The sequence below is a fragment of the Streptomyces sp. NPDC044704 genome (assembly GCF_056433525.1).
On the sequence record NZ_JBWKGY010000021.1, the window covers coordinates 51,412 to 71,009 of the forward strand.

The 19,598-nt window shown below is 70.2% G+C and carries 18 protein-coding genes, 1 tRNA gene and 1 pseudogene; 10 read left to right on the forward strand and 10 right to left on the reverse strand.

The genetic code is table 11. The features are described 5' to 3' along the window. The first annotated feature begins 179 nt into the window (after positions 1 to 179). Positions 180 to 1,244, forward strand: coding sequence for an SDR family oxidoreductase (locus tag AC07B0_RS33800; RefSeq protein ID WP_469383919.1), 1,065 nt, complete (start codon positions 180 to 182; stop codon positions 1,242 to 1,244). A gap of 201 nt (positions 1,245 to 1,445) precedes the next feature. On the opposite strand, the gene AC07B0_RS33805 is transcribed toward AC07B0_RS33800, so the two are convergent. Next, a tRNA-Glu gene (locus AC07B0_RS33805) sits at positions 1,446 to 1,564 on the reverse strand. Positions 1,565 to 1,690: 126 nt separating this feature from the next. Between AC07B0_RS33805 and AC07B0_RS33810 the strand changes: the two genes are divergently transcribed. After that, on the forward strand, positions 1,691 to 3,049 hold the full coding sequence (locus tag AC07B0_RS33810; protein ID WP_478899782.1) for a tetratricopeptide repeat protein: 1,359 nt from the start codon (positions 1,691 to 1,693) through the stop codon (positions 3,047 to 3,049). Here the strand turns inward: AC07B0_RS33810 and AC07B0_RS33815 are convergent. Both AC07B0_RS33815 and AC07B0_RS33820 read right to left on the reverse strand, forming a co-directional pair. Continuing rightward, a complete protein-coding gene (locus AC07B0_RS33815) occupies positions 3,027 to 3,845 on the reverse strand; it encodes a hypothetical protein (protein WP_478899783.1) in 819 nt (272 codons plus the stop codon). The genes AC07B0_RS33810 and AC07B0_RS33815 overlap by 23 nt on opposite strands. 246 nt (positions 3,846 to 4,091) lie before the next feature. Continuing rightward, on the reverse strand, positions 4,092 to 4,427 hold the full coding sequence (locus AC07B0_RS33820; RefSeq protein WP_356877606.1) for a DUF6233 domain-containing protein: 336 nt from the start codon (positions 4,425 to 4,427) through the stop codon (positions 4,092 to 4,094). A 101-nt stretch (positions 4,428 to 4,528) separates the two neighbouring features. On the opposite strand from AC07B0_RS33820, the gene AC07B0_RS33825 reads away from it, so the two are divergent. Then, positions 4,529 to 4,834 carry a hypothetical protein gene (locus AC07B0_RS33825; protein ID WP_478899785.1) on the forward strand — a complete coding sequence of 102 codons (306 nt, stop codon included), beginning with the start codon at positions 4,529 to 4,531 and terminating at the stop codon, positions 4,832 to 4,834. Between the two features lie 456 nt (positions 4,835 to 5,290). Continuing rightward, entirely contained in the window at positions 5,291 to 5,695 is a 405-nt protein-coding gene (locus AC07B0_RS33830) for an aggregation-promoting factor C-terminal-like domain-containing protein (RefSeq protein WP_356877604.1), read from the forward strand. Positions 5,696 to 5,794: 99 nt separating this feature from the next. Here the strand turns inward: AC07B0_RS33830 and AC07B0_RS33835 are convergent, their stop codons facing one another. Both AC07B0_RS33835 and AC07B0_RS33840 read right to left on the reverse strand, forming a co-directional pair. Further along, positions 5,795 to 7,327 (reverse strand): hypothetical protein, encoded by a 1,533-nt coding sequence (locus AC07B0_RS33835; RefSeq protein WP_478899786.1) that lies wholly within the window; start codon positions 7,325 to 7,327, stop codon positions 5,795 to 5,797. A gap of 182 nt (positions 7,328 to 7,509) precedes the next feature. Next, on the reverse strand, positions 7,510 to 7,683 hold the full coding sequence (locus tag AC07B0_RS33840) for a CsbD family protein (RefSeq protein ID WP_356877602.1): 174 nt from the start codon (positions 7,681 to 7,683) through the stop codon (positions 7,510 to 7,512). 296 nt (positions 7,684 to 7,979) lie between these two features. Here AC07B0_RS33840 and AC07B0_RS33845 point away from each other — a divergent pair, with 296 nt between their 5' ends. After that, on the forward strand, positions 7,980 to 8,387 hold the full coding sequence (locus AC07B0_RS33845; RefSeq protein ID WP_478899787.1) for a hypothetical protein: 408 nt from the start codon (positions 7,980 to 7,982) through the stop codon (positions 8,385 to 8,387). A 35-nt stretch (positions 8,388 to 8,422) separates the two neighbouring features. On the opposite strand, the gene AC07B0_RS33850 is transcribed toward AC07B0_RS33845, so the two are convergent. After that, complete coding sequence (locus tag AC07B0_RS33850; RefSeq protein ID WP_478899788.1) at positions 8,423 to 8,803, reverse strand: PIN domain-containing protein; 381 nt, start codon at positions 8,801 to 8,803, stop codon at positions 8,423 to 8,425. Next, a complete protein-coding gene (locus AC07B0_RS33855) occupies positions 8,800 to 9,057 on the reverse strand; it encodes a hypothetical protein (protein ID WP_356877599.1) in 258 nt (85 codons plus the stop codon). Before AC07B0_RS33855 ends, AC07B0_RS33850 begins: the two co-directional genes overlap by 4 nt. Positions 9,058 to 9,374: 317 nt before the next feature. On the opposite strand from AC07B0_RS33855, the gene AC07B0_RS33860 reads away from it, so the two are divergent. The 3 genes from AC07B0_RS33860 (at position 9,375) to AC07B0_RS33870 (ending at position 11,836) form a co-directional block, all read left to right on the forward strand. Further along, positions 9,375 to 10,598, forward strand: coding sequence for a hypothetical protein (locus tag AC07B0_RS33860; RefSeq protein ID WP_478899790.1), 1,224 nt, complete (start codon positions 9,375 to 9,377; stop codon positions 10,596 to 10,598). Between the two features lie 168 nt (positions 10,599 to 10,766). Next, positions 10,767 to 10,997, forward strand: a complete 231-nt coding sequence (locus tag AC07B0_RS33865) for a hypothetical protein (protein ID WP_469383000.1) — start codon at positions 10,767 to 10,769, stop codon at positions 10,995 to 10,997. A gap of 311 nt (positions 10,998 to 11,308) precedes the next feature. After that, positions 11,309 to 11,836, forward strand: coding sequence for a GNAT family N-acetyltransferase (locus AC07B0_RS33870; protein WP_478899792.1), 528 nt, complete (start codon positions 11,309 to 11,311; stop codon positions 11,834 to 11,836). A gap of 89 nt (positions 11,837 to 11,925) precedes the next feature. On the opposite strand, the pseudogene AC07B0_RS33875 reads toward AC07B0_RS33870, so the two are convergent. Next, positions 11,926 to 12,363: pseudogene (locus AC07B0_RS33875) on the reverse strand (leucine-rich repeat domain-containing protein); the annotation flags it as partial. A 1,169-nt stretch (positions 12,364 to 13,532) separates the two neighbouring features. On the opposite strand from AC07B0_RS33875, the gene AC07B0_RS33880 reads away from it, so the two are divergent. Both AC07B0_RS33880 and AC07B0_RS33885 read left to right on the forward strand, forming a co-directional pair. Further along, positions 13,533 to 14,717 carry a ParA family protein gene (locus tag AC07B0_RS33880; protein WP_356877594.1) on the forward strand — a complete coding sequence of 395 codons (1,185 nt, stop codon included), beginning with the start codon at positions 13,533 to 13,535 and terminating at the stop codon, positions 14,715 to 14,717. Continuing rightward, positions 14,714 to 15,805, forward strand: coding sequence for a ParB/RepB/Spo0J family partition protein (locus AC07B0_RS33885; RefSeq protein ID WP_478899794.1), 1,092 nt, complete (start codon positions 14,714 to 14,716; stop codon positions 15,803 to 15,805). The genes AC07B0_RS33880 and AC07B0_RS33885 overlap by 4 nt, the downstream gene beginning before the upstream one ends. Before the next feature lie 279 nt (positions 15,806 to 16,084). Here AC07B0_RS33885 and AC07B0_RS33890 read toward each other — a convergent pair whose 3' ends face one another. Together AC07B0_RS33890 and AC07B0_RS33895 are read right to left on the reverse strand one after the other, a co-directional pair. Further along, positions 16,085 to 17,206 carry an NADAR family protein gene (locus AC07B0_RS33890; protein WP_478899795.1) on the reverse strand — a complete coding sequence of 374 codons (1,122 nt, stop codon included), beginning with the start codon at positions 17,204 to 17,206 and terminating at the stop codon, positions 16,085 to 16,087. Between the two features lie 574 nt (positions 17,207 to 17,780). Next, on the reverse strand, positions 17,781 to 18,386 hold the full coding sequence (locus tag AC07B0_RS33895; protein WP_478899797.1) for a hypothetical protein: 606 nt from the start codon (positions 18,384 to 18,386) through the stop codon (positions 17,781 to 17,783). Between the last annotated feature and the right edge of the window lie 1,212 nt (positions 18,387 to 19,598).

A 19,598-nucleotide genomic window follows, 5' to 3' on the forward strand; every position in this document is an offset into this window, starting at 1 on the left:
CGGCCCACGCGCCACCCAGCTCGCGGTGTCTTCATGGATGAGCTCGCAGAAGATGCAGTCCATACGCCGGACCCTGCCAGAAACGGGATGCTGCCCGCCAACCTGTTCGGGGTCTGGCCGGTGGTTTGCTGTGGACCTGTCACTGCTCCTGGTAAGCTGAACGACCTCGATCCGCAGCCTTGGTTCTGCGTCCACGCGGCACGGCAGAGGCCGTCCGCACCCGGGCCAGGTGCAAGATCCACGCTCACGCGTCGAAAGGTCTTGCTGTGAAAGCGTTCGGGCAGAACGAGCAGAACAATCAGAACGAGACGGTACCGAAAACCGAAGGCGTCTACCTGCTGACCGCCGTCAGCCCGCGCCGGGACGAAGGCAACAGCCCGACCGGGATGGTCGGCCGGTGCATGGCACGACAACTGCTCACCTCGGGCCGGCAGGTGCGGGTGATCGCCGAGCCGGACCAGTGCGACGGCTGGCCTGACGCGGTCGAAGTGGTCGAAGGCTCCATCACCCGGCCGCTGGAGTCCGCCCGAGCCTTCGACGGTATCGAGGCCGTGTTCCTGGCCGGCGCCCATCCGTCCACGGTCCAGGACGCCTTGACCCTGGCGCGGAACGCCGCCGCGAGGAAGATCGTCCTGTTGTCGTCTCATGGACCGGAGTACGAGCAGGCGAATCCGCCGGAGACCTGGTTCTGGCTGGCGATCGAGAAGGCGGTGGAACGCTCGGACATCGCCTGGACGCACATCCGGCCGTCGGCCGTGATGGGCGCCGTCATCGAGGGGACCTACCCGGCGACAGGGTCGGACTGGGCCGACACCGTCCGCGCCGACGGCGTGGTCCGTGAGGCGTTCCTCAACCAGGGCCACTACCCCTTTATCCACGAGGAGGACCTCGCCGCCGTAGCGGCCGCGGCCCTGATCGGCGATGACTACGCCGGGACGGTCATCGAGGCGGTGGGCCCACCGCTGAGCACACGGTCACGCGTACGGAGCATCACCACCGCTCTCGGCCGCGACATCGATACCGTTGAACTGACGCCGGACGAGAGCCGGACGACCTGGCAGCACCTCGGCTGGCCCGTCGGTGCGATCGACGTGACGCTCTACGCCCTTGAAGAGTACGGCGCCCGATTCGCCGAACTCGCCCAGTGGACAGCCGACCAGCAGCCGTCCGTGCAGGACATCACCGGCCGTCCGCTGCGCACCTACGACGACTGGGTACGCGAGAACATCGACTCATTCCGCTGACCTCGCCACGTCGTGGTATCCGCCCCCGGGGCGCGGACGCGCGCCCATTCGGTCCGTCAAGAGCCGCATCGTTCTTCAGGCTTAGTCATCACGGAAGCTGAGCCAGAGCCCAGAACGGTCCTGGCCCAACTTCTGTGGCCCCCGCCCCGGCCTCTGGCTGACGAGGCAGCTCCAGGCGCCGGACCAAGTCCGGGTCAGCTGCGGTGCCGACGGGATTCGAACCCGCGGACAGAGGGGAGCAGACCCGCCCCGTCTCCGTCAGTCGCCGTGAGAGGGGCCTCCCCCACGTCGATCGCATTGGGCCGCTCTGCCACGGCACCGCAACCTGCGGGAAGGCGCGCCGTCCCGTTCGGATCAGAGTAGGGACATCGGCCTCCGGGGACGAGTCCTTATCGGGGACAAGGTCATGACTGAGATCGTTGGTATGAGCATTACAGTGTGCCGCCATGGACGCTGCTGATCTTGACCGCCGGGCCCGGACCCACTCCGGCTGGATCCCTCCGCTCGTCGTCTCCCGTCTCCTCGAGCTCGGTTACGAGGAGGTGGTGGAGCTCCGGGCCGGCCGCGGTGAGTGGTTCTGCGCGCTGGAGTGGGCGCGGCTGCTCGGTGACCGGGGGCGGCAGGAGGAGGCGTTGGAGGTGCTCGCCCCGTACGTCGCCACGGACTGGTGGACGGCCGTCCGGGCTCGGGTGGAGCTGCTGGAGCGCTGGGGGCGGGTGGAGGAGGCGATCGCCCTGGCCCGGCCGTACGCCAGGGGCGGAGGGTTCAAGCTGGAGTTGTTGGCGCGTCTGCTGGCCCGGTACGGACGCCAGGAGGAGGCGGTCACGCGGCTGACCGCCGGCATCGAGGACCCGTGCCTCGCCCACGCTCTGGTCGAGCTTTCGGAGGGGGCGGGCCGGGACGAGGACATCGCCGTGCTCCTGGCCGCCCGGACAACGGCCCCCGGGCACCGGTGCGAAGACCCGTGGTGCTGCCCGGGTCTCGACCCCGACACGGCAATCGGCCTGCTCGCCGCGGTTCGTGAGCGCCAGGGCCGCGTCGACGAGGCGATCGCCCTGCTGCGGACCCGGCAGATCACCTCCGTCAACGACCGCGACGAGCTGGCGGAGCTCCTGGCACGGCAGGACCGGATCGAGGAACTGCGCGCGTATGCGGCGTCCGAACCCAACGGGCTCGCCGCACAGCGACTGGCCGAGCTGCTGGAGGAACGCGGCGACGTGGACGGTGCGATCGCCGTGTACCGGCTGCCGGACGACTCTCCGGTGTGCCGGGTTCACGTGGCGTGGGAACTGGCCGGGCTCCTGGCCCGGCACGGCCGGGGCGACGAGGCGATCGAGGTGATGCGCGCGCTCGCGGACTCGGCCGGCGGCGCCGACGAGTGGATCGTCGGCGCACTGTGCACCCTGTACGCCGACCACGGCCGCGCCCTCGACGGTTTGGCGTACCTCGACGCCCTCACGACAGCCCGCGGCGGCCGGGAGGAATGGGAGTTCTTCAGGCCGAGGCTGCGTCTCATGGCTGCCGGCGGACTGCTGGACGAGGCGATCGGGCTGGCCCGTGAACGCCCCGAGGGCGACAGCGGGTACGCGGCCTGGACCATCTCGGACCTGCTCGCCGAGACCGGCCGGACCGAGGAGGCCGTCGCCGTCCTGGAACCCCACGGCGCCGACCACCCCACCCTCCTGGCCGGCCACCTCATCGGCCTCGGCCGGATCGAGGAGGCCGTGGCCCTCTTCCCGCAGCGCGCAGGTCAGCCGTTCGTCCCGGTCTGGTCGGGCACCTTCACGGCCGAACCCCCGCTCTGACGCTGGCCTCGGCGTATGCGGACGGGGCGCCGGCGACTGAGACGGGTTCCGCCCGCATGGAGGAGAAGACCCTGCCCAGCGCGTCGCCACGGTCCCGGAGCGCCCCGTCGGAGAACGCCGCCCGTGCCCGGTCGAGGTCGTCGCGCCTGATGGGGCTCGGCACCTGTGGGGTCAGCCCGATGACCATCGGACGGACCCCCGCCTGCTCGTACGCGGCGAGCTTGTGGTGCCCGTCGAGGAGGTAACCCACCCGGCTTTCGGCGGTGGGGAACAGCACGACCAGCGCCGGCAGGCCGTCCCCCGCGCGGATGCGGTCGCGGTAGCCGCGCACCGCCCTGTGGTCGCGGGGCGGCCACACGTCGGTGGTCACCAGCGCGAGCTCCTCCTCGGCGTACCAGCCCTGGACCTGGAGGGCGCGCGGGTGGACCACCCGCAGGTCGTGCGGAGCGAGCGCGGCCGTCATCACGTACCGCCCGGAGGCGAGCAGCGACGTCAGCGGGCGCAGGCGTTCCGGGTCCGGCGGCCCGGCCCGGCCGGTGCGCGGATCGGGCACGAGGTTGGGGGCGCCGAGCCACTCGGTGAGGTACTTGACCTCGGAGAGCCCGGGGCCGCCCGTGCCCGCGCGGGCTGCCAGCCGGCCCACGCTGCCGCAACCGTCGCCGGCTTCCAGGAACACCGGATCGCCGGCGAGCAGGAGCAGGCTGCCGCCCTCGTCGCCGGTCACGTCGATGACGCCGTGTCCGTCGGGCACGTCGAAGGGCACGGAGGAGGGAGGCGGCGGCGACCGTCGGAGCATGCGCCGATCCTATGGGCGGCCTCCCGCGGCCTTCCGCGGCCTCCCGTGGCCGCACCGGACGGAGCGAACGCCGGACCCCTCACCGCCACCCCGGCGGCGACACCGTCCCGGCCGACGAAGTCCAGTACGGCCTCCGCGCCATCGACACCGGCCATGGCACTCCCGGCTGACACACCGTCACGTCGTCGGCCGCGACGACGACGCGCAGTTCGTCGGCGGTCGTGTCTCCACCCCGAGCGCACCAGGTCACTCGAGCACTCCGAGGGCGGTGTCCGGGCGGCAGTGCGGGCAGGCCGGAATCCCCTCGGCGAGGGCGCGCCGGACCGCCTCCCGGGTCGCGGGCTTACAGCGGCTGCGGGTGTCCCAGCAGCTCCCCGTGTGGACGCGCACGGCGGGGCGGCCGGTCCCGATGCCGTGCTCGACCAGCCACTCCGGCCGCGGCGGCGCCGGCGGCCGCGCGGTGCTGGACGCTTCGCGGCGCTCCTCGGCGGCGATCCAGTCGCGGGTCCGTCGCAGGTCGTTGACCTGGACCTTTTCCAGGAAGCGGAGGAGCTCCAGGCGCGACAGCTGGTTTTCGGACACAAGTTCGATTATAGGCCAGGGTGAGGATTCGGAGCCCGTTGCCGGTGGCGCGTGCGGTGTGGTGCGGGGCGGGTCCCCCTGGCCGGTTCTAGGCTCCGCTCGTGGCGGATGTCGAACTCACCGACGATTTGATCATTCTCCGGAAGCGCGCCGACACGGCGTGGGCGCTGCTGCGGGATGTCCAGGAGCGGCACGGCCGGCCGTCCGTGGAAGGCGGCTGGCCCGCGGAAGCACACGCGGAGTGGGACGAGGCGCGCGTCCAGTGGGGCGAAGCCGCCGACGCCGTCCGGGTCGCCATCGGGGCATGGGCGGCGGAGAGCGGTCAGCGCCGTATCGACATCGAGGCCCGGCTGACGGGTGAGGTGCGCGGAGGCAAGGATCCCCAGGTCTGGCCGGAGGCCGGATAGCCGCATCGGTGACATCGCTTCCAGGCGGTACGGCGTACCGGTCCCTTTCCTCGGGACAGGCCGATCCGGCCCTCAGCTGCCCTTCCTCGAAGCGGTACATCCAGTGACATTCGGTGAGATTCGGGCGGCTCGGGGGTGAGCCGCCCCATAGGGCCCACGTCACATACGACCCGGGCTAGTAGGCGCCGAAGGTACGGCGCGGGCTCCTTCTACCCGGCTCCGACCTGCGCGGATACGTTCCGGCTCGCCGGTGGGCCGCAGGTCCCCGGCTGCGAGGGCGGGTAGTAAGCGGGCTCGTTGCCAGGCGGGTGGGGCATCGGTAGAACTGGATGTGTCGCCGGGCGGCCCGGGTGTTTCACTCACCTGCCGCTGACGAACCCCTCTCCACCGCGTGAAGGGATCACGCATGCCTTCGGCATGCCGCGACCGCCCTTGTCCCCTGTGGAAGGTTCCCCTGTGTCGAACTCCGTCATCCGCCGCATCGCCGCTTCGAAGAAGACCCTCGCGGGTGCCGTCGTCGCCGTCGGTGTCGCCGGTTCGATGCTCGCCACGGTTCCCGCCCAGGCGGCCCCGACGAGCGCCAAGGCGATCGCCCAGCAGATGATCAAGGACCCGGCGCAGTTCGCGGCGTTCAACAACATCGTTTCCCGTGAGAGCGGCTGGAACCACACCGCCACGAACTCCTCCTCGGGCGCCTACGGCCTCGTCCAGGCCCTGCCGGCCTCGAAGATGTCCTCCGCCGGTTCCGACTGGAAGACCAACCCGGCCACCCAGATCAAGTGGGGCCTGGACTACATGAACTCCCGCTACGGCAGCCCCGTCGGCGCCTGGAACTTCTGGCAGACCCACCACTGGTACTAAGCCACCAGCGGACCCGAGAACACATCGCGAAGACGCCCGGCCGGGACACCCCCGCCGGGCGTCTTCGCGTACCCGGGGACGGGCCGCGGATGCCGGTCGTCAGCGCAGGACGGCCCCCGGCGGGGTGACGGTGCCGTTCAGGCACTGGTCGAGGAGGGCGTGCATGCGCGGCACGGGGAGGGCCGGATTGGCCGCGGCGCCCTCCGCAGTGCGGGGGTCGGAGAGGAGGGCGTCGAGGGCTTCCGGGGGCAGGCTCGGGTTGGAGGCCGCTGCCCGGCGCACCGACGCGTCGGGGTCCTCCACCGGAGGGTCGGGCAGGGCCGGATCGGCTGCTGCCAGGGCCCGCACCTCGGAATCCGGGTGGTCGATGAGATGAGCCCAGCCGGTACGGGGGAACGCGGGCAGGTCCGCCAGGTGCGAACGGTGGGCTTCGCGGGTGACGAAGACGTTCAGGAGGAGGCTCGGCGGAGCCAGCGGGTGGTGGCAGGCCAGCCGGATCCTCACCTCCTCGTCGTCGTCCTGCGCGAGCGCCTCGACGAGTTCCGCCGACAAGCCCGGCCACCTTGCCGCGACCCGGCGGAGCACCGGCTCCTCGGACACCGCACACGCGGCGAACCAGTCGGGCGACGGCCCGACGTCCGGCTCGACGTGCGACCTGGTGTACGGCCCGCCGGACGGGCAGACGCAGTCAGGACCGTGCCCGAGGACCTGATCGATCGCCCAGTACTCCGCCCAGGTACGGGGGAAGGGGTGGAGGCGCGCGCACATCCGCACGTACTCGTCCGGGTCCTGCAGCAGCTCCGCCATCAGGTCCGGTTCCACGTCGGGCCGGGCGGCGACCGCCGCGCGGACCTCCGTTTCGGGGTGGCGGGCGAGACGGGCGAGGGCGTAGGCGGGGATGTGCGGGTTCCGGGCCATGGGGAGCACCGTGCCGTCCGTGAAGCACTGCTCGACGAGCGCGGGGGACAGCGCACACGTGTCGAGCATGTACCGGTAGCGCGGGCCGAAGGACGGCAGCTTGGCCTCCACCCGTTCCGGGTCCAGCCGCCAGTTCCTGTCGTGCGCCTCTTCACGGACCGCGGGGTCCGGATCGTCGAGCAGCCCCGCCCGCTGCGCCGGGGTGAGCGACTCCCACCGCCACGTCGCCCGTATCCGGAGTTCGGGATTCTCGCTGCCGGCCATGGAGCGGAAGAAGGAGAGCGGGATCTGCCGGGACGAGTCGAGCCCCGCGATGATCTCGTCCACGGTGACCCGGCCGTCCACGCCCGCGTCCTGGGCGGTCAGGAGGGTCACGAGGACGTCGTCCGGCAGCGGTCGGACCCATCGGACGTAGTGACGGGGATAGGGGCCGGAGGCGAGCCATGCGCGGACGACCCCCGACGGGTCCGTCGCCAAGGGCGCGAGCCGCGCCGGGTCGACGTACCGGTTGCGGGCGAGCTCGCGGCGGACGACTCCGTCCGGATGGTGCAGAGCGGCGTCGACGACGGCGTCAGGCAGGTCACGACCCCCGCACATCAGCAGACCGGCGTCACCGGCAGCCGCTCGGTCCAACAGGCGTACCAGTACGTCGGAGGGCGCCGCCCGGTTGAAGGCGATGCCGCGCAGCCACAGTTCACGCAGAGAGTCGGACACCGTGCCATCCTGCCACCTCACCTCCTGAACCCGGCGGCCCGGGCGGCCGGGCGCAGACCCGCAGCCCCGCGGGCAGCGGCAACAGGGGGCGTTCGACACACGGCTGGGCCCCGACCCGGGGGGAGGGGGTCGGGGCCCAGCCGGCTTGTGGAGGGGGCGCGTTGGCCCCTCGGTCCGTCAGATCAGCGACGGAAGGCGTCCTTGACGTCTTCCTTGGCGTGACGCACCTTGCCCTTGGCCTGGTCGGCCCGCCCCTCGGCGGTCATGCGCTCGTTGCCCACGGCCCGTCCGACGGTCTCCTCGACCTTGCCCTTGGCCTGCTCCGCGTGCGCCTTGCTCTTCTCCGTGCCCGACATCGGGACCTCCTCGTGTAGTACCGGTTTGGTCGTGTCGCTCTCCTGCTCCCGATCGCGGCCCGCAAACCCCCTGTCTTCAGCCCGCTTTCCGGGTGTCGTGGGAACGGCCGAAGGACGGGTGGGTGCCGAGCGTGCCCCTGGGTGCCTTCCTCGGAAACGGTGCTGACACCGTAGGAGTCGTGAGAGCAGAAGGAGCGGCACCAGAACCGGAAACCTCCGTGCGGAGTGCGTTCACTTCTCTGGGTGAGGTGGCGTGCCGCTATCAGGCGGACGAGCTGCGCCCGGAGGATCTGCCGATGATCGCTGCTGAGGCGCTCGCAGCCGGACTGGACACCCTGACCCTGTGCGAGCTGGCCGGCTGGCCCCGCAACACCGACGCCCGCGACATCCGCGACGCGTTCGAGCAAGCACTTGCAGAGTCGGGGATCGGGCTGCCGGACAGGGGTCTGGCACGGCGCCACGCCCTGCGCCGGCTGGCGGCGAGGCTCGTCGATGGAGAGGCAACTCCCGCTGACCTGGCGACGGACGACTGGTGCGAGACGGAGGCCGAGACCGCGGCTGAGCAAGCGCTCGTGGCGCTGATCCCGCCATGTGATTGCTGTATCGAGTACACCTTGGGACTTGACCAGCAGACGTGGGCGGCGCAGCTACGGAACGCCGCCCTCGCCCTGACGTCGTCTCCGCCGATCCGCCCCGGATGCTGAGCTGCAGTGATCCCGCGCTTCCGGGCGGCGTGAGCCTACGGGGTGAGGTCCAGGACGCGGACCGGCTGCCCTTCCCAGCGCTTCGGCGCGGTCGTGGCGACGATCGCGCCATCGGGCCGGTCGGCCGTCGGCTGCGCGGCGTGCCGACTGTGGGCGGCGGCCCAGGTCTCCTGCTGGGCGACCGCAAGCGCCGCCGGCAGGTCCAGGTCCAGAACGGTGATGCCCGGCAGGGCGGCGAGGTGCTCCGCGGTACCGGGCCGGGCCCGGTCGGCTTCCACGAGCGCGCACGACGGCGCGTACAGGAACCAGCCCGTCTCGGCGTGCGCACGGTGGATCAGCCGCGAGGCCAGCACGTTCCCCTGCCCGGCCGCCGTCATCGCCGTCTCGTCCAGCACGATGTGCATCGCCTCGCTCACGGGCGCTGCACCTGCGCAAGCCGCCGGTCCAGCTCGTCATCGAGCTCGTGCTGCTCGTCCGGAGTCGGCGCGTACCCGTTCCAGGCCCGCAGCGCGGCCTGCGCCTTCTCCGCGCGCTCGGCGCGCTCGGCCGGCGTCAGCATCGTCTCGGCCAACCTGGCCAGATAGGCGCGCAGGGACAAGCCCTCGGCGGCCGCGATCGCGGCGAGGCGGTCCCTGGCTTCCTCGGGGATCCTCACGTTGGCATCGGACATCGTCGTGCTCCTTCCCATCCCCCCAGGGTACGGGTACGTACCCGTACCCGCCACGTGGGGCGGGCCGCCTGCTGCGCAGAGACCCCGCCGACGCCCCCGGAAACGCGGCCACCGCAGGCGGGGGTGCGGAAACGGGCGAATGCGGTCACTCCTGGCAGCAGCTCCGCCCTTGTTCGGGGCCGGCGGTCGGGGCTCCATCCACTCCCACGCCGCCTCCGTCAACTCACCTCAACCTGCCACAAGATCAATCTTTCAGACCAGGCCTTAGCATGGGCACGCCATCCCCCGTTACCGTGTCCAGCCGACGGAAGACACCCATGCGCCTCCAGCGGATATCCGCCGCGACCGCGGCCCTCGCCGCGCTCACCACCCTCGCCACCGCCTGCGAGGACTCCCCCAAGCCGGGCCCGCCCGCCGCGAGCCCCTCCGCGAGCCCCTCCGCGAGCGCTGGGGGCGCCGCCCCCGACTCCCCCACGGCCGCCGGCGCCGGCGCCGCGCCCGCCACGCTGGCCGGGGCGCAGGCTCACGTACAGCAGTACACGTCCTGCGAGAACCTCAGCACCGACCCGAACGACAGCCGGGTGCCGCTGAGCGGGTTCATCGGTGCCGGGGACTGGGGCATCACGGAGCGCGGCGTCTGCACGGACAAGAAGGCGCAGGGCGAGATCGTCCTCTTCCTGACCCCGGACATGAAGGCCTTCCAGCAGGCCGCCAAGGACCACGCCGCGAAGCGGCTCGCCGAGGGCCGGTACGACACCGACCTCGCCAGCCGCACGGTCGTGGGCAAGACCTTCGCCCTGACCGCGCTCAAGACCGCCACCGCCGTGTCGCTGGTCGACCCGCCCAACTCCGACCTGCGCATCCTGAGCTGCAACCCCGACGTCTTCGTCCCGGAGGGGTTCAAGAAGGAGAAGGCCCTGGTCGAGGGCTGCTTCCTCACCGACTACGTCAACAGCCCCGACGGCCAGGGCAGCCCCCACCGCGGGGCGGTCCGCGACCCCTCCACCGAGGGAGCCGCGAAGCCGGGCCAGCCGTCCACCGGCAGCCTGGGCCTGCCGAGCGCCGGCAGCATCGCCGAGCTGAAGAAGCTCGTCAGCCCGCACACGGTCGACTGCACGAGCATGACGGTCACCGACGAGCAGGTACGGTCGATCGACTACATGCCCGTCGTCGACGGCCCCGCGAGCGCTTGGGGCGTCAAGCAGCGAGCGGTCTGCGGCCAGCTCGGCGGGGAGCAGCGCGCGCACAACCTGAACTGGCTGGACACCGTCTCCGACATGAAGACCCTCCAGACCAAGGCCAAGGCGGCGCAGCTGGCCGACCTGAAGGACGACGGGCGTCTCAAGGCCACTGCGAGCAAGCTGCTGGTCGGCACGAACATCGCCGTGGAGACCAACAACGCGAACGTCCGCCGCGGGCTGTACCAGCTCCAGTTCCTGTACCTGAACTGCGAGACCGGCTTCACCGCGCCGGCCGGCTACCGGCTGGAGAAGTCCCAGGTCGAGGGCTGCGTCCTGACCAACTACGAGCGCCCTAGCTGACACACGGCCCCCCGGGGCGTGCGCGGCACGCCCCGGGGGGTACCGACTGAGGTGTTCCGCCATCCGCGCACCAGAAGCACCAGCAGCGGGCTCCGCCGACGACCCACCACACTGCCGCGCTACTCCTGGCAGACTGACCCTCGATCATGAACCGAGGGCAATTACCTGATGATGTCATTGCGTGCCTACCTCGCCAGCTACGCGGGCGGCGAGGTCACCCGGGCCGAGATGATCGAGACTGTCGCGGCATGGCCGCTGGAGGAGAGCGACTTCGATCCGGCCCACACCCTGCCGACCCACCAAGACAACACCACTGACGTGTTGGCCATTGCCCTCCTCAACGGGCAGATCGCCGATGCCGACTACCAGGAAATCACCCTGCGTCGCCAGCGGTCCTGACCACGCCGCGACCGCGGCGAGGGGGGAGAGGCCGGCGGGCCATCCTGGAAGAGGCGAAGGGCAAGTGTGCGGACCGGCCGCGCGGAGCGAAGGCCGGTACGGCTGACGTCGGGACCGCCGGGGGCCTGCAAGGGAGGGGCCCAGATTCTGCTGCGCGCACGCCAGGGGGGACGGAACGAACCTCGGTCAGGCCGCTTCTGTCCGGACGCTCTGTGATCGCCGACAAACGTGGGCCCGCCTCTGGGTATCGACAGGTCAGCAGTGGCATAACCGCATGCGGCAGGTCGGTTGCACCTCGGAGAATGGTGCACGTGGTCCACCGAATCGAAGCGCCCAGTCCCGACGATGCCGCAGCCGTGGGCCGTATGCAGCTCACGGCCTGGCTCCAGACCTACCCCAACGAAGACGTCGGCGTCGACGAGACGTGGATCCGCGAGCAGCGAGGGTCCGCTGTCACCACCGAGGGCATTGCGCAGTGGCGAGAGTTCATTGACGAGGCCGCATGCCACCCCGACCGGCTCTTCTGCCGTGTCGTCCGGTCCGGGGCTGAGATCACTGGTGTCCTCTGTGGCCGCCGGGATGAAGGGGTGACCCTCGGGCCGATGTATCTGCTGAACGAAGCCCAAGGCCAGGGCATCGGCGGTCAGCTGATGGGTGAGTTCCTCCTATGGGCGGACGGTGCTCCCCTGCACCTGTGGGTGACCGAGTACAACGGGAGAGCGATCCGGTTCTACGAGCGCCACGGGTTCCAGCTCACGGGCGAGCGTGCACTGTGGCGAGACAGGCTGCCCAACGTGCGAATGGCGCGCGGTCCCATGCAGCACCCTCAGATCGCATGAGACGCAGGCGATGCGCAACGTGATCGACCACAAAACCTGAGCCAGAACCCGAGAAAGAGCGGCACTGTGCCGCGAGGGGGGCGTCGCTGTCAGGTCAGGACGAGGCAGCCTAGCCGCTCCAGCTCGCTGCGGAGCGGCAGGGAGGGATCGACCTCGTTCCAACGCCGATCCAGCTTCTCCAGCGATGGCATCAGGGCGAGCCAGTCCGGCAACTGGCCGAGGCGGTTGCTCCGCAGGTCGATCTGCCGCAGTTGCGGGAGGCCGGCCAGGGACTCTGGTACCCCGGTCAGGGAGTTCTCGCGTAGGTCCAGGTAGCGCAGTTCATGCAGCTCGGCTGCCGACGACGGCAGGTACTCGATCGCGTTCCCTCGGAGCCACAGCTCACGCAGGCAGCGAAGCTGGCCGATGCTATCGGGCAGGGCGGTGAGCCTGTGGGACTTGCCGGTTCCGGAGTCCCCTATCAGGCAGAGCGGTTGGCTCTTCTTGATCCACTCGCAGCTGGCAAAGGTATGGATGGCAGCCGCGTCGGCGGCGGCTACCGGCTCGGTGTGCACGGCGAGGAGTACGACGTCGTCGGGCTCGGCCGGGGGCCGCGCCCGACCTGGCCGTCGTGGCTGATCACCGTCCGGTGGCTGGCCGACCGCCGTGTGACGACCCACCGCACGGGCTGGGACGACCGGAGCGACGCCGTGGTCGAGCGCCCCCGGCCTGAGGTACGGCTCTCTGCGCCCGCTGCGCGAGCGGACGGGCGGCCTAGGCGGCCGCCGAACGCCAGTGTTGAAGCTCGCGTCCATCACCAGCCAAATCCGGCTGCGCGTGCTGATCGCCTCTCGGCAACATGGGTGCAGCAAGCCGAGCAACCTGTCTGATCAACCTCAGGAGGACCACGACGTCCGCACCGGACGAGCCGTTCTCCCCCTTCGACCCCCAGTGGAACCCTGCGGTCACGCGCCTCACCAGGCTTTTGGGCGCACCTCGGACTGGACGGGGATGCTCCCCGAGGGGTGAAGGGGGTCAAGCTGCGCGAGGCCATGCGCGGCCGGTCCTGGACCCAGGCCCCCGCATCGCTGCGCCACGAGGCCGACGAGTTCGTCCGCAGCGCCTGACCTGCCAGCACCCGCACCGTGGTGACGGACCTGGCCACCGAACAGTTCCTAGTCGTCGTCGGCATACCTGTCCGCGCATTCCTGTAGGTGCTCCGCGGAGTACGAGTCGTGTGCACCTGGCTTTGCGGGCAGGACAGTTGCGGGGCGATCCGCTGAGATGGGGTCTGGCTACCCGGCTGCGCATGTGACCCTCAACATGCCTGGACGCCGGTTGGGCCGAGACCACCCCCGCCCAGACCAGGGAGACATCCGTTCTCCCTTGCCGGCGGCCCCGGAACCGCCCCCGTCTTGCCCGGCTCTGAACGCGGGGTCTGACAGGGACCGTGGCAACCAGGCCCCGGTTGGCCCGACTCGGTCTCGTGCCCTGAACTGGCGACGTACCTGGACCGGCGGACGCGGGCGGCGTCGGAGCCCGTCTTCCCGCGCCATTGGGCGGCGGTCTGCCCGTAGTTGAGAGGGGTGCTAACGCCGTTAGCACCCCAGCAGGGTGCTAACGGCGTTAGCACCGGAGTAAAAACTGCCGCAGAAAGTTAGCAAAACGCGTCTATTGGATCTCCGGTGTCACCTGCCACGGCAGTATGCTGCCGTGCATGTCATCTCCGAACTCGGGTGCTGATCGGGAGAAGCTCGTCTCGAAGCTGCCCGCGCACCTTCAGCAGGCACTCAAGATCCGTGCAGCACAGCTCCAGACCGACATGCAGGACGCGGTCGCTGCCGGTATCCAGGCCTGGCGTGACTGCCGGGACCAACTCCCCACCGTCAACACCGCCGGAGCCGACTCCTTCGGCACCTACCTTCCCGAGGGCCTCTACGAGGACTTCAAGGACGACTGCGGTGAGCGAGGCGTCTCCTACATTCAGGGACTCGCCCAGTCCGTGGTCCTCTGGCTCGCCGACAACCCGGCCGAAGCACAGAAGGCCACCCGGCGGATCATCGTCTGCAACCAGAAGGGCGGCGTCGGCAAGACGGCCGTCTCCGCCGGCCTCGCCGAGGCACTCGCCGAAGACCCGTCCGCCACCGGAGCCACAGCCTCGACGGGAATCGGCGGCCTGCGGGTCCTCCTCGTCGACTACGACCCCCAGGGCCACCTCACCCACCAGCTGGGCCTCACCGCCATCCCGGCCGGCGAGGAAAGCCTCATCACGCACATGCTGCACCGCGAGCAGGCCAAGCAGTCACTCCTCGACCTCACCGTGGCCATAGGCGGTGACCGCTTCGGCGGCCGCCTGCGGATCCTGCCCGCCGCGTTCGACGCGTTCCTCCTCGACTCCGGCCTCACCGTCTTCCGCGGCCCGCGCGAGGCCGCACTCGAGCGGGCACTGGCCCCCCTCGAGGAGCACTTCGACGTCATCGTCGTCGACTCACCTCCCAGCCTCGGGCTCGCCATGGACGCGGCTCTCAACTACGGCCGCCAGCGTGACGGGGAGAAGCCCGGCTCCTCCGGCCTCGTCATCCCCGTCGAAGCCGAGGACACCTCCGCCCAGGCGTACGGAATGCTCATCCAGCAGATCGACTCCCTCTCCCGCGACTTCGACATCGAGATCGAGCAGCTCGGCCTCGTCGTCAACAAGTTCGACAGCCGCCGCGGCTACATCGCGACGTCCTCCCTCGACAAGTGGAAGTCACTCGGCACTCCCCCGGTCCTCGCCGTCGTCCCCGACGTCAAGGAACAGCGCGAAGCCGTACGCAAGCAGCGCCCGCTCCTCGACTACGCACCCGACTGCGAACAGTCCCACCAGATGCGGCAGATCGCCCGGGGGGTGAAGACCGCATGAGCAAGGCAGACATGCTCGGCGACTCCCCCACCTTCAACGCGGTCGCCCAGCCCATGAGCAGCCGCGCGGCGTCCTTCGCACGGTTCGCCGGCCAGGACGCTCCCGCCGCCGAGCCCTCGTCCGCCGCCCCGACCGGCACCCTGCGCGTTCCGTTGGACGCCCTGGCGCACAACCCCTACAACCCGCGCGAGGAACTCAAGTCGGTCAAGGACCTGGCCGACAGCCTCACCTCCCGAGGCGTCATCCAGCCCCTCGCAGCCGTCACACGGCAGGCCTTCCTCACCGCGCACCCCGGCCACGAAGAGCAGATCGGCCAGGCCGCCTACATCGTCGTCGACGGCAACCGGCGCCTGGCCGCCGCGAACCTCGCCGGGCTGGACGAGCTGCCCGTCCACGTCGACGACTCCCTCGCGCAGGACGCCGACACCCTCCTCGAGACCGCCCTCATCGCGGCGGTGCAGCACGAGAACCTCGACCCCCTCGACGAGGCGAAGGCACTCCAGCGCCTCGTCGACGTCCACGGATCCCAGCGAGCCGTCGCGCGTGCTCTGGGCAAGTCCAGCCCGTGGGTCACCCAGCGGATTGCTCTGCTCAAGCTCACCCCAGAACTGCAGGAGGCGGTCGAGGACCGGACGCTTCCGGTGGAGATCGCCCGCAACGTGGGCCAGCTCCCCGCGCAGCAGCAGCAGAGCGCAGCCGAGGAAGCCCTGGCGAAGCGCGCTGAGACCAAGCGGCGCAAGCAGAGCACCCAGGGTGCTAACGCCGTTAGCACCCCGCCGACCCCTCACAGTGCTAACGCCGTTAGCACCCCTGCCACCCCTCAGGGTGCTAACGCCGTTAGCACCCCCTCCGCCTCTGAAGCTGCCACTCCCCCGGCCGGCCACGAGGTACAGGGCAGCGAGAACGCGGAACCCGGCCCGTCGTCCTCGGAAGCGGCCGGCGCCCCGTTCCTCATGGACGTCCGCTCGATTCCCCGGATGCCTTGGCATGACGGAGCCGCCGTGGCCGACATCCTCCTCGAGAAGATGGACCCCGCGCAGCGCGAACTCCTCGTGGAACGGCTCCTGGCCGCACACGGCGAGGAGTAGCAGTACAGCTGGAACGTGACTGAGCCCGCCCGGATTCCGGGCGGGCTCAGTCACGTTTCGGGTCCGTGCTGCCGGCAGCGTGAGTACCGGTCCGGCGGCCGCCCCGAGTGAGGCCGGTGGTCAGCGCGTCCCGACATGGGGTCGGCCGTAGGACTGCGGTCGGCCGAGCAGAGCAGAGCACCCAAGGTGCTAACGCCGTTAGCACCCCGGCAGTCGTCCCGTCCCCGGGTTCCCGGGTCGCATGGCCGGGCCCTGGGGGAGTCCATACGTCTGGTTCGGTCACAGCCCGGGAATCGGGGTTCGCCGCATATGGAGTTCTGAGCGGACGAGTTCGAGGAGGCGGCCTGTCCAGTTGCGGCCCCGGCCCGCATTGTCACCCCAGAACGCCGACTGCAGGTCGTCGTAGATCACGGTGGCGTCGTCTGTGGCCATGAGGATTTCGGCGAGCTCGGGGTGCTGGTCGTACTTGGCCCGCAGCAGGCCGGTCATGACCGCGGTGCGGGCCTGCTCCCAGCCCTCGCGCAGCGGTGTCCCGGCCGCGAGCTTGCGTGCCGCGATGGGAGAGTCCGTCGCCGTGATCTCGCTGCTGACTTCCGGCCGTGCGACGGACAGGGCCCAGTAGGCGTGGGCGACGGAGGGGTAGGTGGCCTCTCCGACGGTGATCGGGGCGGGGTAGTCGTTGCGCAGTGCGAGCCGGCCGGGGTCGGCCAGCGGCTCGTTCGGGAAGGTCTGGTCGAGCTGGACTGCAGGGGCGTGCGGAGTCGCCGGGCCGTCCGCGGGGACGCGTGCGCGGTAGTCGGTACTCCGCCGGGCGCGCTCTTCGAAGTACGCGAGGGCCCTGCCGTACGCCTCCTCGGTGACCGGCGGGTCAGCCGGCCGGTAGGTCCGGTTGCCGGGCCCGGCAACCAGCACCCGCAGCGGCCAGTCCTTGCTGTCCATGTCGCCCAGCGAGTAGCGGCGCCGTGTCGTCGGGATGGCCAGGAAGGCGGCGCGGGCCGCGGCCCGGTTCTCCTCTGTCCGGTCGGCGAGGAATGCGTCGACGGCTGCCAGGCAACGGCCGGTCGAGTCGGAGCGGCCGTTCAGCTGGTCGATGGAGTCGCGGACTTCGGCGACGAGCAATTCCGGGGTGAGCCCTGTCCGGGGTTCGCTGAACTTCCAGGACGCCAGTTCGTGCGCCGACGCCTGGGCGCCCTCCGGGAGGGTGGTGGCCACCCAGCCGGTGCGGAGCTTCTCCTCGAACTCCTCCAGCGTGACCAGACCCCAGCAGTCGATGAGCCCGTCGGCGTAGATGAAGAGGTCGGTGAGGAAGTAGCTGCCTCCGTTGCAGATGAAGGCGTGGCGCCACGTGCCGGGTATGCGGACGCCGTCCGCGGTGCGATGGGTGATCTGCTTGCCGTTCATCTGGTGATTGTGCCGCACCGGCCGCTGAGGAGACTTTGCCGCGACTCCTGAAGGTCGTCCCTCGCACCCGGCGCGGAAACCATCGGGGGAGCGCAGCTCTGCTCTCGGCCGGATAGGCCGCACCGATTTCCCTGTACGCCGGCTCCTCTTACGCCGAGACCTTCGGGTGGATCGCGGCTGCCGGAGTACTGCCCGCAGGGGTCGCGGTGGTGGGGCGGATGCGGCAAGCACACAGGGCCAAGGTGCGGTGGTGGGCATCGGGGCCGAACGTGGTCGCGGCCATCGGCACCCTCTTCCTCGGAGCCACGTCAGAGACGTACCAACCACCGGTCCTGGAACGGTCCCACTACGTCGGACCGCGGCTCCGGGCGCGGGACTTGAAAGGCCTCGGAGGCGGCCCACGGCCTCCGGGCAGGCGTCGATCTGTCCATCCCCGACTGCGAGGGCTTGCGGCTGAGGTGGGAGGTGGCGGGGACGGACGAGCGGCCCGAACCGTACGTGCTCCTGGGCGATCCGCATGCCGGGGATCAGGCCGTGCTGCGCAAGCGTGTGGGGTCGGCCGAGAAGGAACGGTCTAGTACGCGCCTCCGCGGAAGAGGATGCTGTCGTGATGGCGCGGGTGGTCGCCGCGTTCGTGGGCAGCGTCGGAACGGTCGGCGGGGCGTGAGTGCGGGGAGAGGGCCCGGAGGGTTTCCAAGCCGGCCAGCACGTCGTCGCGTCGATCCGCGGACTTCATCCAGGCCGGCAGCCGGGAGAACATCGACATGGTGGGGGAGGCGTGACGCTCACGCAACCGGGCACCCACGTAAGCGGCGAGGGCCTCGACATGGTCCACGTCGTAGGCCCACAACGTCCGCCCCGCACAACGCGTCTGAAGCCAGAGCGGCCTCCGGAAGAACGGGTCCTCGGTACCACCGGGCGCCGCGCCGACCAGACCGGCGCCCCGCTCGTCGGCCGTCCAGTCGGCGACCGCGCCGCAGCCCGCGCAGGAGAGGCGACGGGGGAGGAAGAGCAGCGCGCTGAAGTACTTCGGTGCCGCAAGGCCGGGGAGCGGCACGACGACCGCGCGGCCACCGCACCGCGGGCAGACCACGAGGATCCGGGCGGTGAACTGGACGAGCCACACGCCGTGGTCGTGGTGGCGGCGGACCGGTTGGGGACGTGCAGGCTCGGAGCTCATGACACACACCCTGGCAGGCCCTGCTGGGCTGTTGGGGTGACTCCGTAGCCGATTCGCACTGCACCGAACCTGGCAGAAAGGCCTGGAAGCCTCTCTGGCGGCGTCGCGGGTAGGGGATGGTCCGATCACTCCAGGAGCTTCGAGATAGAGCCTTCAAGGTGCCATTCTGCGGGTCGCTTATGACCCAGTTTGAGCTTTTCATGAACTTGTTCCGTAGTGAGTTGGGCGTCTCGTCTCATTAGATCCGCTACTGGTCCTGCTGCCGGTTCCGGCCGGTGCAGCCTGCCTTCGGCATCACGGCCGCCACAGCTGGTGGCTGCTGAATCCGGAATCTTGTCCGCCATTGAGTGACGGCCCGTCAATCCCAGGGGCCAGCCCCTGGACCCCGCCAGCGCCTGGCCGCGCTGGACCGGCCGTGGCATGGGGGGCTCCTCGCCCCCCAGACCCCCTCGCCAGGCGCTCGGGCGCCCTGGACCCGCTCACCCTCATGTCCTGCGCCGACTCCCTAACGGTCGCCGCCGCACCGGTCGGGCGCGGGGCGCCCTCCCTGGACACGAGGGCCTCAAGCCAAAAGGGGCCGACGCCTTCTGATGCTGATGTGGGGGACTGCCCGTCGAATGTCGGCCGGGAGCGCAACTACGGAGTTGAGGTGCTGTGGTCAGGGTGGGGGAGGGGAGGGGAGGGCAGAGCAGTTGCACAGCAAGAGGTCTCACCGTGCTGCCTGGCCATCACCGCCCGATGGGACTTGAAGGCCGCGGGCACATGAAGGCGCGGCCGATTGCGGGTTGCTCTTGTAGTAAGAGAGCGCGGCGCTCATAGCCCTCTGACCTGCATGTTTGGGAGCATGAGTGTGCTACCCAGGGCACATTCCGCGACGTGAAATGTGTACCTGGCGGGCACATTTGGGGAAAAAATCAAGCAACAGTTGATTTTCTTCAGCCCTGTTGTCGCGATGGATCACTGCAGGTCAGAGCGTCAAGGGTTGAGGCGGAAGCCGGATAAGCGCTCCTCCCGGCCGCACTGCAATGTGCCGCAATGGCGACACGTAGAATCAAGCAGGCGTGTACTTTCTGGCCTTCGGCGCAGCAAAACTTCACGTGGCGTGTACTTTTGGAGCCGCTCCGCGCGGTTCGCGCATCAGAGGCGCCTCTCGGCGCGCCGGTGCACCAAAAGACAAGCCCACGTTGATTTTTCGGTAGTCTCAGACCGCCT

Excerpts from the sequence above, each read along its gene's own strand:
- AC07B0_RS33890 (WP_478899795.1), bottom strand. The coding sequence starts at position 17,206 with ATGAACGGCAAGCAGATCACCCATCGCACCGCGGACGGCGTCCGCATA.
- AC07B0_RS33810 (WP_478899782.1), top strand. The coding sequence starts at position 1,691 with ATGGACGCTGCTGATCTTGACCGCCGGGCCCGGACCCACTCCGGCTGG.
- AC07B0_RS33885 (WP_478899794.1), top strand. The coding sequence starts at position 14,714 with ATGAGCAAGGCAGACATGCTCGGCGACTCCCCCACCTTCAACGCGGTC.
- AC07B0_RS33865 (WP_469383000.1), top strand. The coding sequence starts at position 10,767 with ATGATGTCATTGCGTGCCTACCTCGCCAGCTACGCGGGCGGCGAGGTC.
- AC07B0_RS33895 (WP_478899797.1), bottom strand. The coding sequence starts at position 18,386 with ATGAGCTCCGAGCCTGCACGTCCCCAACCGGTCCGCCGCCACCACGAC.
- AC07B0_RS33840 (WP_356877602.1), bottom strand. The coding sequence starts at position 7,683 with ATGTCGGGCACGGAGAAGAGCAAGGCGCACGCGGAGCAGGCCAAGGGC.
- AC07B0_RS33855 (WP_356877599.1), bottom strand. The coding sequence starts at position 9,057 with ATGTCCGATGCCAACGTGAGGATCCCCGAGGAAGCCAGGGACCGCCTC.
- AC07B0_RS33860 (WP_478899790.1), top strand. The coding sequence starts at position 9,375 with ATGCGCCTCCAGCGGATATCCGCCGCGACCGCGGCCCTCGCCGCGCTC.
- AC07B0_RS33815 (WP_478899783.1), bottom strand. The coding sequence starts at position 3,845 with ATGCTCCGACGGTCGCCGCCGCCTCCCTCCTCCGTGCCCTTCGACGTG.
- AC07B0_RS33845 (WP_478899787.1), top strand. The coding sequence starts at position 7,980 with ATGATCGCTGCTGAGGCGCTCGCAGCCGGACTGGACACCCTGACCCTG.
- AC07B0_RS33880 (WP_356877594.1), top strand. The coding sequence starts at position 13,533 with ATGTCATCTCCGAACTCGGGTGCTGATCGGGAGAAGCTCGTCTCGAAG.